The organism is Shewanella morhuae (genome assembly GCF_900156405.1).
In the GTDB taxonomy this organism is placed as follows: Bacteria; Pseudomonadota; Gammaproteobacteria; order Enterobacterales; family Shewanellaceae; genus Shewanella; species Shewanella morhuae.
Genome location: NZ_FTNN01000001.1, coordinates 236,439 through 250,262, shown reverse-complemented (window position 1 = coordinate 250,262; position 13,824 = coordinate 236,439). Strand labels below are relative to the sequence as shown.

At 45.6% G+C, this 13,824-nt stretch carries 13 protein-coding genes; 5 read left to right on the top strand and 8 right to left on the bottom strand.

Features of this window, described 5'->3' with window-relative positions; genetic code table 11:
* Positions 1 to 49: 49 nt before the first annotated feature.
* The 7 genes from nusB to glyA form a co-directional block, all read right to left on the bottom strand.
* Positions 50 to 454 (bottom strand): transcription antitermination factor NusB, encoded by a 405-nt coding sequence (gene nusB, locus BW947_RS01105; protein ID WP_076496480.1) that lies wholly within the window; start codon positions 452 to 454, stop codon positions 50 to 52.
* Between the two features lie 11 nt (positions 455 to 465).
* Positions 466 to 945 (bottom strand): 6,7-dimethyl-8-ribityllumazine synthase, encoded by a 480-nt coding sequence (gene ribH / locus BW947_RS01100; RefSeq protein ID WP_076496479.1) that lies wholly within the window; start codon positions 943 to 945, stop codon positions 466 to 468.
* 130 nt (positions 946 to 1,075) lie between these two features.
* Positions 1,076 to 2,179 (bottom strand): bifunctional 3,4-dihydroxy-2-butanone-4-phosphate synthase/GTP cyclohydrolase II, encoded by a 1,104-nt coding sequence (ribBA, locus tag BW947_RS01095; RefSeq protein WP_076496478.1) that lies wholly within the window; start codon positions 2,177 to 2,179, stop codon positions 1,076 to 1,078.
* A 66-nt stretch (positions 2,180 to 2,245) separates the two neighbouring features.
* On the bottom strand, positions 2,246 to 2,902 hold the full coding sequence (locus BW947_RS01090) for a riboflavin synthase (protein ID WP_076496477.1): 657 nt from the start codon (positions 2,900 to 2,902) through the stop codon (positions 2,246 to 2,248).
* Between the two features lie 11 nt (positions 2,903 to 2,913).
* On the bottom strand, positions 2,914 to 4,068 hold the full coding sequence (ribD, locus tag BW947_RS01085) for a bifunctional diaminohydroxyphosphoribosylaminopyrimidine deaminase/5-amino-6-(5-phosphoribosylamino)uracil reductase RibD (protein ID WP_076496476.1): 1,155 nt from the start codon (positions 4,066 to 4,068) through the stop codon (positions 2,914 to 2,916).
* 132 nt (positions 4,069 to 4,200) lie between these two features.
* A complete protein-coding gene (nrdR, locus tag BW947_RS01080) occupies positions 4,201 to 4,650 on the bottom strand; it encodes a transcriptional regulator NrdR (protein WP_076496475.1) in 450 nt (149 codons plus the stop codon).
* A 269-nt stretch (positions 4,651 to 4,919) separates the two neighbouring features.
* On the bottom strand, positions 4,920 to 6,173 hold the full coding sequence (gene glyA, locus BW947_RS01075; protein ID WP_076496474.1) for a serine hydroxymethyltransferase: 1,254 nt from the start codon (positions 6,171 to 6,173) through the stop codon (positions 4,920 to 4,922).
* 189 nt (positions 6,174 to 6,362) lie between these two features.
* Between glyA and ettA the strand changes: the two genes are divergently transcribed.
* Positions 6,363 to 8,030, top strand: coding sequence for an energy-dependent translational throttle protein EttA (ettA, locus tag BW947_RS01070; RefSeq protein WP_076496473.1), 1,668 nt, complete (start codon positions 6,363 to 6,365; stop codon positions 8,028 to 8,030).
* 140 nt (positions 8,031 to 8,170) lie between these two features.
* On the opposite strand, the gene BW947_RS01065 is transcribed toward ettA, so the two are convergent.
* A complete protein-coding gene (locus BW947_RS01065; protein ID WP_076496472.1) occupies positions 8,171 to 9,112 on the bottom strand; it encodes a LysR family transcriptional regulator in 942 nt (313 codons plus the stop codon).
* 275 nt (positions 9,113 to 9,387) lie between these two features.
* Between BW947_RS01065 and BW947_RS01060 the strand changes: the two genes are divergently transcribed.
* The 4 genes from BW947_RS01060 (at position 9,388) to BW947_RS01045 (ending at position 13,641) form a co-directional block, all read left to right on the top strand.
* Entirely contained in the window at positions 9,388 to 10,323 is a 936-nt protein-coding gene (locus BW947_RS01060) for an MBL fold metallo-hydrolase (protein ID WP_076496471.1), read from the top strand.
* 301 nt (positions 10,324 to 10,624) lie between these two features.
* The gene (locus BW947_RS01055) at positions 10,625 to 10,957 is read left to right on the top strand and encodes a nuclear transport factor 2 family protein (RefSeq protein ID WP_341865386.1); all 333 of its coding nucleotides are present in this window, start codon (positions 10,625 to 10,627) and stop codon (positions 10,955 to 10,957) included.
* 417 nt (positions 10,958 to 11,374) lie between these two features.
* Positions 11,375 to 12,577 carry a metallophosphoesterase gene (locus BW947_RS01050; RefSeq protein ID WP_076496470.1) on the top strand — a complete coding sequence of 401 codons (1,203 nt, stop codon included), beginning with the start codon at positions 11,375 to 11,377 and terminating at the stop codon, positions 12,575 to 12,577.
* 269 nt (positions 12,578 to 12,846) lie between these two features.
* The gene (locus tag BW947_RS01045; protein WP_076496469.1) at positions 12,847 to 13,641 is read left to right on the top strand and encodes a substrate-binding periplasmic protein; all 795 of its coding nucleotides are present in this window, start codon (positions 12,847 to 12,849) and stop codon (positions 13,639 to 13,641) included.
* The last annotated feature ends 183 nt before the right edge of the window (positions 13,642 to 13,824 follow it).

The following is a 13,824-nucleotide window of genomic DNA, read 5'->3' as shown; positions in this document are numbered from 1 at the left end:
ACCTTTGTTAGCAATGAAAAACGGTATCCTAAGATACCGTTTGTCTTTGTTACTTACGTGCAACCAGTTTGTCGAGCAGTCCGTTTACAAACTTATGACTCTCGTCCGCACCGAAAGATTTCGCCAATTCGATCGCTTCATTAATCGCGACCTTATACGGCACATCTTTGCGGAAAGTCAGCTCATAGGTCGCTAAACGAACAATGGCTTTCTCAACTGGAGACACTTCATCAATCGGGCGCTCCAGATGCGGGATGATTAAATCATCCAATTGGGTTTTCTTCGTTGCAACGCCTGAAAATAGCTCACGAAAATAAGCTACATCAACACCATCGAGACTTTGTTCAGTTAAAAACTCATGCTCGACATCGGCAATATTATTCCCGCTTAGTTGCCATGAATAGATGGCTTGAACGGCTAAACGGCGGGCCTTGCGGCGCTCAGAAGGCTTCATTATTTTTCCTACTATAATAACTGTTGTTCAAGTTCTTGCAGAACATTGACCATTTCTAACAGGCTTAAAGCAGCTTCGCCGCCTTTGTTACCCGCTTTGGTACCTGAACGTTCAATAGCTTGTTCTATGGTATCTGTGGTCAACACACCGAAAGCAACAGGTAGATCAAATTCTAAAGCAATTTGAGCTAGTCCTTTATTACATTCGCCTGCAACAAAATCAAAATGAGGAGTACCACCACGGATCACCGCACCTAATGCGATAATACCGTCGAATTTACCACTGGCAGCTACGCGACGCGCAGCTAGCGGCAACTCAACAGCACCTGGTACACGGACAACAGTGATATTGTCGTCGCTGACTTGGCCAAAACGCTTCAGCGTGTCAAGTGCACCTTCAAGCAAGCTCTCAACTAAAAAGCTGTTGAAACGCGAAATTACAATCGCAACTTTGGCATTTTTCGCTTCGATATTACCTTGAACTACGTTCATTATCTTACCTAATTTAGCTAAAGCACCCAGCTCGGGGCGAAAAGTGGCGACATGATATCACAGCCCATTGCCCAGAGCCCTATGCAAATTATCAGAAATTGTTAATTTTACTTCAGTGTAACTTTGGTTTTTAGTCCGCCACATACTCGGTCACTTCAAGGCCAAAGCCAGAAAGCGAATGGTAACGTTTAGGCGAGCTAAGTAAGCGCATTTTAGTCACGCCAAGGCTAGCTAAGATTTGTGAGCCCACGCCAACGCGGCGCGAAGTACCCTGCCATTTGGCAGAAGCAGGCGCTTGACCTTGATCTTCAGCTTCAAAAGCTTTTACCCTAGCAAGTATTTCGCTGGCGGGTTCTTGGCTACCCAATAAAACGAGGACTCCACCTTCGGTTGCAATACGCTGCATTGCTTTCTCAAGTGGCCAGCTACGTTGCTGATCGCGCTCAGAATGTAGTAAGTCATTAAAGGTATTTTGTAAATGCACTCGCACTAAGCAATCGCTCTTCACTTCGCCTTTAATTAAAGCGAAATGCAGTTGATTGTCGATAGTGTCTCTAAAGGTCACCATATCGAACTCGCCGAAACGAGTAGGTAACTTACACTTAGCCTCACGCACAACCGTGGTTTCTTGGGTATTGCGATATTCAATTAATGCCGCGATAGTGCCAATTTTAATACCATGTAATTCTGAGAAAACCTCTAAATCAGGGCGGCGTGCCATGGTGCCATCTTCATTGAGAATTTCAACAATCACACCAGAAGGCTCAAGCCCAGCTAAACGCGCTAAATCACAACCCGCTTCTGTGTGGCCAGCACGAATTAACACGCCGCCATCCTGTGCCATTAACGGGAAGATATGCCCAGGTTGCACTAAATCAGACGCTTTGGCATCTTTAGCCACTGCCGCCTTTACCGTAACGGCACGATCGTGAGCCGAGATACCAGTAGTGACGCCTGTAGCTGCTTCAATAGACACTGTAAAGTTAGTCGAGAACTGGGCGTTATTATTTGTTACCATTAAAGGCAGATTCAATTGCTGACAACGTGCTTTGGTCATTGTCTGGCAAATCAATCCACGGCCATATTTCGCCATGAAATTAATCGCTTCTGGCGTTACCAATTCGGCAGCCATGATTAAATCACCTTCGTTTTCTCTGTCTTCGTCATCCATCAAAATAACCATTTTACCTTGACGAATATCTTCGATGATCTCTTCTATACTGTGCAGCGCCATTGTAGGACCTTATGATTTTGCTGTTGTTATGAAATTTTACACCTTAGCAGTGCGATTGCCAGTGCACTAACGCACAAAGCCGGCACGGGCTAACATGTCCATCGTTACGCCACCGCTCTTGTTGTCTTTACCATCGTAATTCATCAAGCGCTCAAGATAACGGGCAATTAAATCTACTTCGATATTCACCTTATCGCCCGCTTGCAGGTTAATTAAGGTAGTTTCTCCTGCAGTATGCGGCACTATGGTTAAGCGAAAACGACTGCCGTCGACTTCATTCACCGTTAGGCTTACGCCATCAATGGTGATAGAACCTTTATGGGCAATATAGCGCCCTAACTCTGCGGGTGCCGCTAACCAAAACTCAATGGCTTGACCACGAACAAGACGCTGCTCAACCGTAGCAATACCGTCCACATGGCCACTGACCATGTGTCCCCCTAAACGCGTAGTTGGGGTGACGGCTTTTTCTAGATTAACCTTAGTGCCTATTTTATAGTTCGCAAAACCCGTTAGGCTTACAGTTTCGGCTGAGACATCAGCCACATAACCGTCAGCTAATTGCTGCACCACTGTTAGGCACACGCCATTAGTAGCAATACTGTCGCCTAAGCGTACATCGTTTAAATCCAATTTGCCGCTCGCCACAGTAAGACGAATATCATCGCCTTTACGCTCCAGTTTGCGCAGTGTGCCAACGGCTTCAATAATCCCAGTAAACATGGTTAACTCACTTAGTTAGATAAAGAGGGATCTGGCTTAAGGCTCAAGGTCAAACGGGTATCTGGCCCTAATTTACGCTCATCGACCACGGTTAATGCCGGAATTTGCGCCATGGTTTGATAATCGGGCAATTGTAATAAATTACGCCCTTGCCCACCGAGGATTTTCATCGCTTGGTATAACACTAACTCATCGGCCAGCCCCTGCGCTAAAAACGCGCCCGCTAAGGTTGCGCCCGCTTCCACCAGCACTTGATTACAACTTTGGCCTAAATAGCGTAATAGATCAGGTAATGACACGCGACCTGCCATTGCGGGTAACACAAGGCAACTCACATGGGAGGGCAATTGTGTTTGAAACGCTGCGGGATATGCCACGGTCGACACCAACAATATTGGCGATGCGATAGACAAAAAAGCGGCTGTTGACGGCAAACGGGCACGACTGTCGAGTATCACTCTTAATGGCTGTAGTAATTGCGCCTCAGTTACCCTGTCTTTTAAACTGCCCAGCTCTTGATAACGCACATTGAGCGAAGGGTCGTCCGCCAGTATGGTTTCAATCCCCGTTACCAGCGCGCAAGCACGTAAGCGTAAGCGCTGCACGTCGCGGCGTGATTCAGGGCCAGTAATCCATTTAGATACACCGTTAGACAGTGCTGTTTTACCATCAAGACTTGCCGCTAATTTGACTGTAACTCTTGGCAGTCCTAATTCCATACGTTTCATAAAGCCCGCATTTAAGGCATAAGCTTCATGGCGCTGTAAGCCGACATCAACCTCGATGCCAGCATCGCGTAGCATTCGAATACCGCGCCCACCGACTTGTGGATTAGCATCTTCCACCGCTACCACCACACGCTTAACGCCAATATTGATCAGCGCTAAGGCGCAGGGCGGCGTGCGGCCATAATGGCTACAGGGCTCTAAAGTCACATAAGCCGTTGCGCCGCGAGCTTCTTCACCCGCCATACGCAGCGCATGGACTTCAGCGTGGGGCTCTCCCGCTTTTTGATGATAACCTTCGCCGACAATGTGGTTATCTTTAACAATAACGCAGCCAACACTAGGATTAGGCCTTGTGGTGTAAAAGCCTTTACGCGCCAATTGAATCGCGCGGCTCATCATTTGAATATCCAGCACCGACCAACTTATGTTCAAGCTCATGTTTAACCCTATTGTTAAAGGTTTCGTCTTTCACCTTGCTAATAAAATCAGTCTGTTAAAGCTATTTAATAAAAGCCACCTTTCAAATCTATGTGACCAAACGCCTAACCTAAAGGCTGCAAAGCTGAATAACTACTTTTGCAGTTTGGCTATCGCTTCGCCAAACTCGGATACATCTTCAAAGGCGCGATACACAGAAGCAAAGCGTATATATGCTACTTTATCGAGCGTCATTAATTGCTCCATCATCAAGTTACCAACCATTTCTGACGGCACTTCTCGCTCACCTGTCGCGCGCAGGGTCGATTTGATTTTACTGAGCGCTTGTTCAATTTCATCCATAGACACGGGGCGTTTTTCAACGGCGCGCAGCATGCCACCTTGGAGTTTTTCTTCATCGAAGGGTTGGCGTGAACCATCGCGCTTTATCACCCGCGGCATCACTAACTCAGCGCCTTCAAAAGTGGTAAATCTTTCATGGCATTCGGTGCATTCTCGGCGACGGCGCACTTGATGGCCTTCTGCCACTAAACGGGAATCGATAACTTTAGTATCTGTCGCGCTGCAAAATGGACAATACATTGAACCTCCTGCCTGTAGATAAAGATAAAGCCGTAAATAGCCTTGTTTGCTAAGTTTCAGCCAAACTCAATTGATTTAGGCCTAAGATTTTACCAATAAAAATGGCCGCTAGATGCGGCCATGGGATTTTATCCTATTTATGGGCTGAGGTTAACTACCTGATGTAAGTACCTAGCGCTAAGTACCTAATGTTAAGTACCTGATGCTAAATATAAGTCTCAGTAGTCGATCTCAGCCTGTCATCTAATTAAGCTTAGATGACAGGCAAATTAGCCGTAAACAGGGAAACGTGCGCACAGTGCCAACACTTGGCCTTTCACACGCTCAATCACGGCAGGATTATGGGCATCATCGAGGATGTCACAAATCCAGCCCGTCAATTCTTTTGATTCCACTTCTTTAAAGCCGCGACGTGTAATCGCTGGCGTACCGATACGCACACCTGATGTAACAAAAGGTGAACGTGGATCGTTTGGCACTGAGTTTTTGTTCACCGTAATGTTAGCACTACCTAAAGCGGCATCGGCTTCTTTGCCGGTTAAGTCGCGACCAATTAGGTCAACTAGCATTAGGTGATTTTCAGTTCCGCCAGAGACGATTTTGTAACCGCGTTCAAGGAACACTTCAACCATCGCTTTAGCGTTATTAACCACTTGCTGCTGGTAAACTTTAAATTCTGGCTCTAGCGCTTCTTTGAACGCTACCGCTTTACCAGCGATAACGTGCATTAATGGGCCACCTTGACCACCAGGGAATACCGCTGAATTCAACTTCTTGTATAAGTCTTCATCATCAGCTGCAGACAAAATCACGCCACCACGGGGACCGGCTAAGGTTTTGTGGGTCGTTGAGGTCACTACGTGTGCGTGCGGTACTGGGTTTGGATAAACACCCGCAGCAATAAGGCCTGCAACGTGTGCCATATCCACAAATAAATAAGCACCGATTTTGTCGGCGATTTCACGCATTCTTGCCCAATCAACGATACCAGAATAAGCAGAGAAACCGCCGATCATCATTTTAGGCTTATGTTCAATCGCAATACGTTCCATTTCGTCATAGTCAATTTGACCCGACTCATCGATACCGTAAGGAATAATATTGTACAGTTTGCCAGAAAAGTTAACTGGTGAACCGTGGGTCAAGTGACCACCATGGGCTAAGTTCATGCCCAGTACGGTATCGCCAGGTTTTAACAATGCCATGTAAACAGCGCTGTTTGCCTGAGAACCTGAATGAGGTTGTACGTTAGCGTAAGTTGCGCCAAAAAGTTCTTTTGCACGTTCAATCGCTAAGGTTTCAACCACGTCCACATACTCACAACCACCGTAGTAACGCTTGCCTGGATAGCCTTCAGCGTACTTGTTGGTGAGTTGTGAACCTTGCGCTTCCATCACGCGTGGGCTGGTGTAGTTTTCAGAAGCAATTAGTTCAATATGCTCTTCTTGGCGCAGGGTTTCGTTCTGAATTGCCTTAAACAGTTCTGGATCATAATCTGCGATATTCATATCTTTTTTCAGCATTGCTTACTCCAACGGCTCATTCTTATAGGTAGGGTTGCGCGGTATTCTACTCGGAACACGGCCACAATCCCAGTATTTGCAACATGAAATTCCTAGCGTTTTAGCTTGAACTTAGCTCATTGTCGAGTTGAGTTCGGCGCACAATCAAGTAGAATCAGCCGCATCATTAGTCACTTAAGATAGAGAAAAATGGCTCAGTTTGTTTATAGCATGCTACGGGTGGGTAAGATTGTTCCGCCTAAGAAGCAGATCCTTAAAGACATTTCTTTAAGCTTTTTCCCCGGTGCCAAAATTGGTGTATTAGGCCTTAACGGTTCAGGTAAATCGACGCTACTGCGCATTATGGCGGGTATCGATACCGAGATTGAAGGCGAAGCGCGCCCAATGCCGGGATTGAAAATAGGTTATCTACCGCAGGAACCTAAACTCGATCCGACTCAGACCGTGCGTGAAGCGATTGAAGAAGCCGTATCGGAGGCAAAAAATGCCCTGACTCGCCTTGATGCTGTTTATGCCGCCTATGCTGAGCCAGATGCGGATTTCGACGCCTTAGCAAAAGAGCAAGGCGAGCTTGAAGCGATTATCCAAGCCCAAGATGCGCATAACTTAGAGCATATCCTTGAGCGCGCCGCTAACGCCCTGCGTCTGCCAGATTGGGATGAAAAAATTGCAGTGTTATCGGGTGGTGAGCGTCGCCGTGTGGCGATTTGTCGTTTGCTACTTGAAAAGCCAGAAATGCTATTACTGGACGAACCGACCAACCATTTGGATGCCGAATCTGTAGCTTGGCTTGAGCATTTCTTGCAGGAATACGCCGGTACTGTGGTGGCGATTACCCACGACCGTTACTTCCTCGACAATGCCGCTGGCTGGATTTTAGAGCTCGACCGCGGTGAAGGTATTCCGTGGGAAGGTAACTATTCTTCATGGCTTGAGCAGAAAGATGCCCGTTTAAAGCAAGAATCTGCTACCGAAAGCGCCCGTCAAAAAACCATTGCCAAAGAATTAGAATGGGTGCGTCAAGGTGCCAAAGGCCGTCAGTCAAAAGGCAAAGCCCGTATGGCGCGCTTTGAAGAGCTGAACACTAACGATTACCAAAAGCGTAACGAAACCAACGAGCTGTTTATTCCACCCGGACCACGTTTAGGCGACAAGGTTATTGAAGTGAATAACCTGACTAAGTCTTACGGTGACCGTATATTGATTGACAACCTGTCATTCTCAGTACCTAAAGGCGCTATCGTCGGCATTATCGGTGCTAACGGCGCAGGTAAATCGACCCTATTCCGCATGTTATCCGGCGCAGAAACGCCAGATAGCGGCAGCATTGAACTGGGCGAAACCGTGCAACTGGCATCCGTTGAGCAGTTCCGCAATTCGATGAATGATAAGAACACCATTTGGGAAGAGATCTCCGGTGGTCAAGACATCATGCGCATCAATAACATGGAAATCCCAAGCCGTGCCTATGTTGGCCGTTTTAACTTCCGTGGTGGCGATCAGCAAAAAATTATCGGCACGCTGTCTGGTGGTGAACGTAACCGCGTACATTTAGCTAAACTGCTGCAAGCCGGTGGTAACGTATTGCTGCTCGATGAACCGACCAACGACTTAGACATTGAAACTCTGCGCGCATTGGAAGAAGCAATTCTAGAATTCCCAGGTTGCGCTATGGTGATTTCGCATGACCGTTGGTTCTTAGATCGTATTGCGACCCACATTTTAGATTACCGCGATGAAGGCCAAGTGAACTTCTATGAAGGTAACTACACCGAATACTCGGCATGGTTGAAAAATACCTATGGCGCCGATGTCGTTGAGCCGCACCGCTTAAAATACAAGCGCATGGTTAAATAGGTTTTATCTCAAAATGCGTGAAAAAAGGGCTCCGTTCAATAGAACTGAGCCTTTTTTATTCGCGTACTTTACTCTATACACATTGGCCATGGCTTTTATGTTTCAAGTCTAACGGCATTGATTACTCAAAAGACTTAATGCTATTTCAAACTGGCAAAATAGGCCACCAGCATGTCCATCATCACCCTGAGTGCAGGCTGCATGTGTTTGCGGGATTGATACACACCATACACACCAAGGGATTGCGGCGTAAACTTCGTTAATAAAGGCACTAACTGACCCGAATCTAAATAGGGTTTCGCTGCCCACAGCGGTTGCATAGCAATCCCCTCACCTGCCAGCGTAGCATTGAGCACCACCATAGAATCATTGGCGCTAAAATTCCCATTCACAGGCACGTTAAACGCCTGACCTTGGTTTAACTTAGGATCGGATTTCAGCGCCTGATGCTGTTTTACAGCCACAGCAGTTTGATAAAAGCGCCACATCACATCGCCAAAGTAGGAATAGTTTAAGCAGTTATGTTGAGTCAAATCTTCGGGATGCAGCACGGCGGCGCGCGCGGCAAGATAACTCGGTGCGGCGCACACCACAGATTCACATTCCCCCAAGCGCCTTGCGATAAGATTGGGGTCGAGTTCATTGGTGATGCGAATCGCCAGATCAATCCGCTCAGCGACCAGATCGACGGTTTGGCTACTCACGTGAAGGTTCACACTCGCCTGCGGATAACTGGCTAAGTATTGGCGCACCACGGGCGTTAAAATCTGATGCGCTAAAAACTGGGAGCAGCTAATACGCAATAATCCGCGCGGAATCGCCACAGCGGCATGATTAACCGCTGGCACTTCATTAGCCAATTCAAGTAAGCGATAACAATAATCCAGCACTTGCTCACCCGCTGGCGTTAAGCTGAGGCTACGTGTCGAACGATGTAGTAACCTAGCACCGGACCATTCTTCCATTTCGCTCAAGTAACGGGTCACCATAGACCGCGACATATCTAAGGCATTGGCGGCGCCAATCATGCTGCCGCGCTCGACAATAGTCACAAACACTTTAGCCGCTTCGAGTCTATCCATTACTTATCTCCACTCACGTTCAACCAATAATCACTTTCAATCAATGATCACTTTCAACCAACGGCTCGCTTACAGATTTGCGTCCTAACATGACTAAGAGAGCAAGATTACATCCAGCCATTAGTCCGATTAATGCAACAATCATGGGCAGATGATGGCATTTATCTATTAATTTCTGCAACCTATACTGAGCTCACTTTTGCAGCAGCTGCAAATAAACAAATGCTAAACCGAAGCTTTTACTCTTTTATCCTGTGACTATAAGTGAGCCCAAAATGAACACATCGACCTATGCAATACGCAACATAGTTAACGCCACAGTTAACGCCACATTCAAAGCCTCATCTAAAATCAGCTTAGCCGCTACCTTACTGCTAGCGGGACTCGGCACGGTCAATGCTGCGCCATTACAAGTGAGCCATTTTAATCCGGGCGAGAACAGTATCTTTGCCGTGTCATCGAGTTTTATCAGCGGCGAACACGAAATGATGTTAGTCGATGCACAATTTCAAAATAACGATGCCCAAACCTTGGTCGATACCATCAAGGCAAGCGGTAAAAAACTGACTCAGGTGTATATCAGCCATAGCGATCCTGACTTTTATTTCGGCTTAGCCGTGATTAAAAAGAATTTCCCCGATGCACAAATCGTCGCCACTCAAACCACTGTCGATGCCATTAAAGCTTCAATGGATGGCAAGCTCGCCTACTGGGGGCCGATTTTAAAAGACAATGCGCCAAGCGAATTAGTGCTACCCAAAGCGGTTCATAGTGATACGTTTACTATCGACGGTGAGCAAGTGATTATCGAAGGTTTTAATGACAAACATCCTAAACACACTTTCCTGTGGGTACCATCGATAAAAACTATTGTAGGTGGCGTAGAAGTATTTGATAACACCCATGTTTGGATGGCAGACACCCAAACTACCTCTGAGCGTCAAGAATGGTTAATTCATTTAGATGCAATGGAAAAACTGCTGCCGACCACAGTGATCCCGGGGCACTACTTAGGCAAAGCGCGATTTGATATCCGCGCCATCAATTTTACCCGTGACTATGTAAAAGCCTTTGACGTCGCGGCAAAAGCTTCGAAAAATTCAGCCGAATTAATCCAAAAGATGCGGGCGCTATATCCACAAATGCCAGTCGATGCAGGACTTGAGATCAGCGCCAAAGTTTACATGGGCGAAATGACCTGGCCTATGTAAGCCCTGCCATACCTATCTCGACACTTAATATACTGGCGATGAAATATAGGCATTTAAGTGCAAACAATTAAAGACAAGCACATAAGCGATTGTATGCCTGTCTTTACCTAAATAACTGTCCCCCAATAACCGTACCAACCTAACTATTTTAATCAATGATCTCAAAGGACTTAAGTCGCTAATGTCGCGACGAACTTAAGCCTGAAGGTTTAATGCTATGACTCACTCAACAACTCATTCTGCTAGGACTGCCTGCAGCACACCAGCGGCTAAAGTGCGCACTCTACAGTTTCATTAGACCATTACACAATCAAGCCTTATCAAACCAGCAAGGCAGACTGATGCGAATCTTGCACTAGTAAAACGCACCTATGAGGGAAGTAGCTCAGCCGAGAACGCCAAAAGTCTTCAGCATGCCTTAGCGAGTGACGCGCGCTGGTCGGAAGCGGCGGGGTTTCCTTATGCGGGCACTTATGTAGGTTTTAGCGCAATAGCCGCCAACGTGTTCGCCCGCCTCGAAACTAAATGGGATAACTATCGCGTCGATATCGAAGACTATGTAGCCCAAGGCGATAAGGTTTTTTGCCTTTGGCACTTATTCAGGAACCTATGTCAAGACAGACAAATATTTTAGCGCCCGAGTCGCCCATTTATGGAAGATACACAGCGGAAAAATCGTCAGTTTCGAGCAGTTTGTCGATAGCCGTACCGTTGTCAATGCCATGTAAGTGCAATACGTACAACGGTGAATGCTACGCAACTACAATCATCAGCTATAGGCATACAAGCATGAAATAACTGATTAAAGAGGTGGCAAGTTTAATTTGGCCCGCCTTGTGACTTGTCGCCCCTAAGCCTTACCCGTATGATTTAGTGTTTGCAATATGTTGAGCACTTGATATTAAGTACTTAAGATTAAGCGCTTGAGTCTGAGCGTTTGAAATTAAACACCTGAGATTAACTTCGCAAAGTTACATATTCGATGGCTCATCAGAGCAAGTGTCTAAAATGACAGAATGAATAACTAAAATAAGAACAAGGATGCAGTCTAATGCTAATCAATTCGATGCCAGTCGGGTTTCACCCAATCATGCTCTCTATCACGCGACTGAGCCGAGCCAGCCAATGGGTGCTGACGCAACAGAAAAAAATCACGCCCCTGTTATGGATAATCACCGTACTCCCTTTGTCCTCACTCTCTTTTAACTCATTAGCGGCCAATGCAAGCGAAGCCGAGCCAGCGCTCAAAACTCAAGAAAACAGCGTCACCGATGGCCCTTATGTGTTTTTAGACAAAACTCAAAAAGATACTGCCTATTGGATTTGCCAGAGTGAACTAAAACAAACGCCGATTACAAAGGCGCAGTTAACTCGCCCTGCCAGTTGCGGTGAATTACCAGAGCCCCATCTTCACACACAAGTAGCCACCGTTGAGCCCGATACCTTTACTCATGTCAGCAAAATTGTCGCCCTTAGCGATGTGCATGGCCAATTTGATGTGATGATTAACTTGCTAAAAGCCCATAAGATTATCGACAAAAATAACCACTGGGCCTTTGGTGACGGTCATATGGTGATGACGGGAGACATGTTTGACCGTGGCCATCAGGTCAATGAAGTATTGTGGTTTTTATATGCCTTAGATCAAGAAGCTCAAGCTGCAGGTGGACGTTTACATCTACTCATGGGCAACCATGAGCAAATGGTGTTTCGCGGTGATTTACGTTACGTCAATGAACGTTATCAAGTTTCGGCAGACTTACTCACTCGTAGCTACGATGCACTCTATAATAAAGACACTGAAATAGGCCAGTGGCTTCGCAGCAAACACACCTTAGTCAAAATCAATAATATCTTGTTTATGCATGGCGGCATCAGTCCTGAATGGGTCGAGCGTAAATTACATATCAGCGATGCTAACCAACTATTTCGTCAGCATTTAGATGATAAAAAAGCCGATTTAAAGAAAGATGATTTACTCAATTTCCTATTTTTCACCAATGGTCCAACTTGGTATCGCGGTTACTTTAAAAATGAGCTAAAAGAGTCGGATATCGATAACATACTGGACTATTTCAAGGTCGAACATATCGTCGTTGGACACACATCACAGGAACAAGTGCTTGGGTTATACCACAATAAAATCATTGCGATAGATAGCAGTATTAAAGAAGGAAAATCCGGTGAGTTATTACTCATTAAGCCGAATAAGCTCAGCCGCGATCTTTACCATGGTGAGTTGGTTACTTTGTAACACGCCAAAAGACTCGCTCTCATATAATGGTATGCTAAGCTTGAATTAAACATGTCGGTTAAGAGTAAATGTCAATATTAATAGGCATTTACTCTCCTAAAGCTAAGTCACCTAAAGCTCAGTCACCTAAATTCGGAACAAGCTCTGCAGCTATTACTGATTGTTTTTATTAAAAAGGTAATAAAATAAATCAGTTACTACAGAAACAATCCTAGGTTCCGGTTAAGTATTTTGAGTTGAATATTGATGTGAAACTGGTTGGAGTAGAAATGGGAAAAAGGTTATTCATCTTATCAAGCTTATGTTTGTTAATGGTTGGTTTTTACCAACCCGCATTTGCGGGCAGAGAAATCAATTTAGTCGCCACCAATTATCCGCCATTTTATGCCGAAGGCTTGCCTGAACAGGGGGGAGTGTCTCAGGTTGTGAAAGAGGCATTTAAGCGCCAAGGTTATCATGCCACCATCAAGTTTTACCCTTTTGCTCGGGGTACATTGCTAGTTAAAAATGGTAAAGCTGATGGAATGATTGGGCTGTGGTATCGCAAAGAGCGTGAACAATGGGTCGATTTTTCAGCGCCAATTCAACCCGTGCAGATTGTATTTTATAAACGTAAAGATAACGCGTTAAGCTTCAGTAAACTTGCCGATCTCAAACCTTATACTATTGGGATTGGTCGCGGTTATGCTAATCCACCCGAAATTTTTGCCGCGGGATTGATGACTGAAGCAGCCAACTCAGATGAGATGAATTTTAAAAGACTCTTATCAAAACGCATTGATTTAGTCTTGATAGCACATAACATTGCCAGATATTTAATCGAAGAAGGCCCAACTGAATACACCAATGTCTTTGAACAAGTGGGTCAACCTATTGCAAATGAAGTGTTCCACTTAGGTATTTCTTTAGCGGTAAACGACCACGCGCAATTAGTCGATGCTTTCAATAAAGGTCTAGACAGTATGCGTAGCGATGGCCGTTTGGCTGAAATATTAAACCAATATTCTCAAGTTGAGACAACCCAAACTCCTATCGAAAAAAGGTCTATATCCGCCCACGATTAAAATACATCCTTAACATCGCCTATCATGACACTAACAATCCACAGCCCAAAAGCGACAAAAATGAGCATCTAATGGCAATCTATGCCAAAAAACACAATTTCTTTCATTTTCGTTCGCTAAAATTTACAAACTTTTACCCAACTCGCAGACGTTATTCACTAGAATAGCGGCATTAGAGCGATC

Coding starts and splice junctions, on each gene's coding strand:
- nusB (WP_076496480.1), bottom strand. CDS start 454: ATGAAGCCTTCTGAGCGCCGCAAGGCCCGCCGTTTAGCCGTTCAAGCC.
- ribH (WP_076496479.1), bottom strand. CDS start 945: ATGAACGTAGTTCAAGGTAATATCGAAGCGAAAAATGCCAAAGTTGCG.
- ribBA (WP_076496478.1), bottom strand. CDS start 2,179: ATGGCGCTGCACAGTATAGAAGAGATCATCGAAGATATTCGTCAAGGT.
- BW947_RS01090 (WP_076496477.1), bottom strand. CDS start 2,902: ATGTTTACTGGGATTATTGAAGCCGTTGGCACACTGCGCAAACTGGAG.
- ribD (WP_076496476.1), bottom strand. CDS start 4,068: ATGAGCTTGAACATAAGTTGGTCGGTGCTGGATATTCAAATGATGAGC.
- nrdR (WP_076496475.1), bottom strand. CDS start 4,650: ATGTATTGTCCATTTTGCAGCGCGACAGATACTAAAGTTATCGATTCC.
- glyA (WP_076496474.1), bottom strand. CDS start 6,173: ATGCTGAAAAAAGATATGAATATCGCAGATTATGATCCAGAACTGTTT.
- ettA (WP_076496473.1), top strand. CDS start 6,363: ATGGCTCAGTTTGTTTATAGCATGCTACGGGTGGGTAAGATTGTTCCG.
- BW947_RS01065 (WP_076496472.1), bottom strand. CDS start 9,112: ATGGATAGACTCGAAGCGGCTAAAGTGTTTGTGACTATTGTCGAGCGC.
- BW947_RS01060 (WP_076496471.1), top strand. CDS start 9,388: ATGAACACATCGACCTATGCAATACGCAACATAGTTAACGCCACAGTT.
- BW947_RS01050 (WP_076496470.1), top strand. CDS start 11,375: ATGCTAATCAATTCGATGCCAGTCGGGTTTCACCCAATCATGCTCTCT.
- BW947_RS01045 (WP_076496469.1), top strand. CDS start 12,847: ATGGGAAAAAGGTTATTCATCTTATCAAGCTTATGTTTGTTAATGGTT.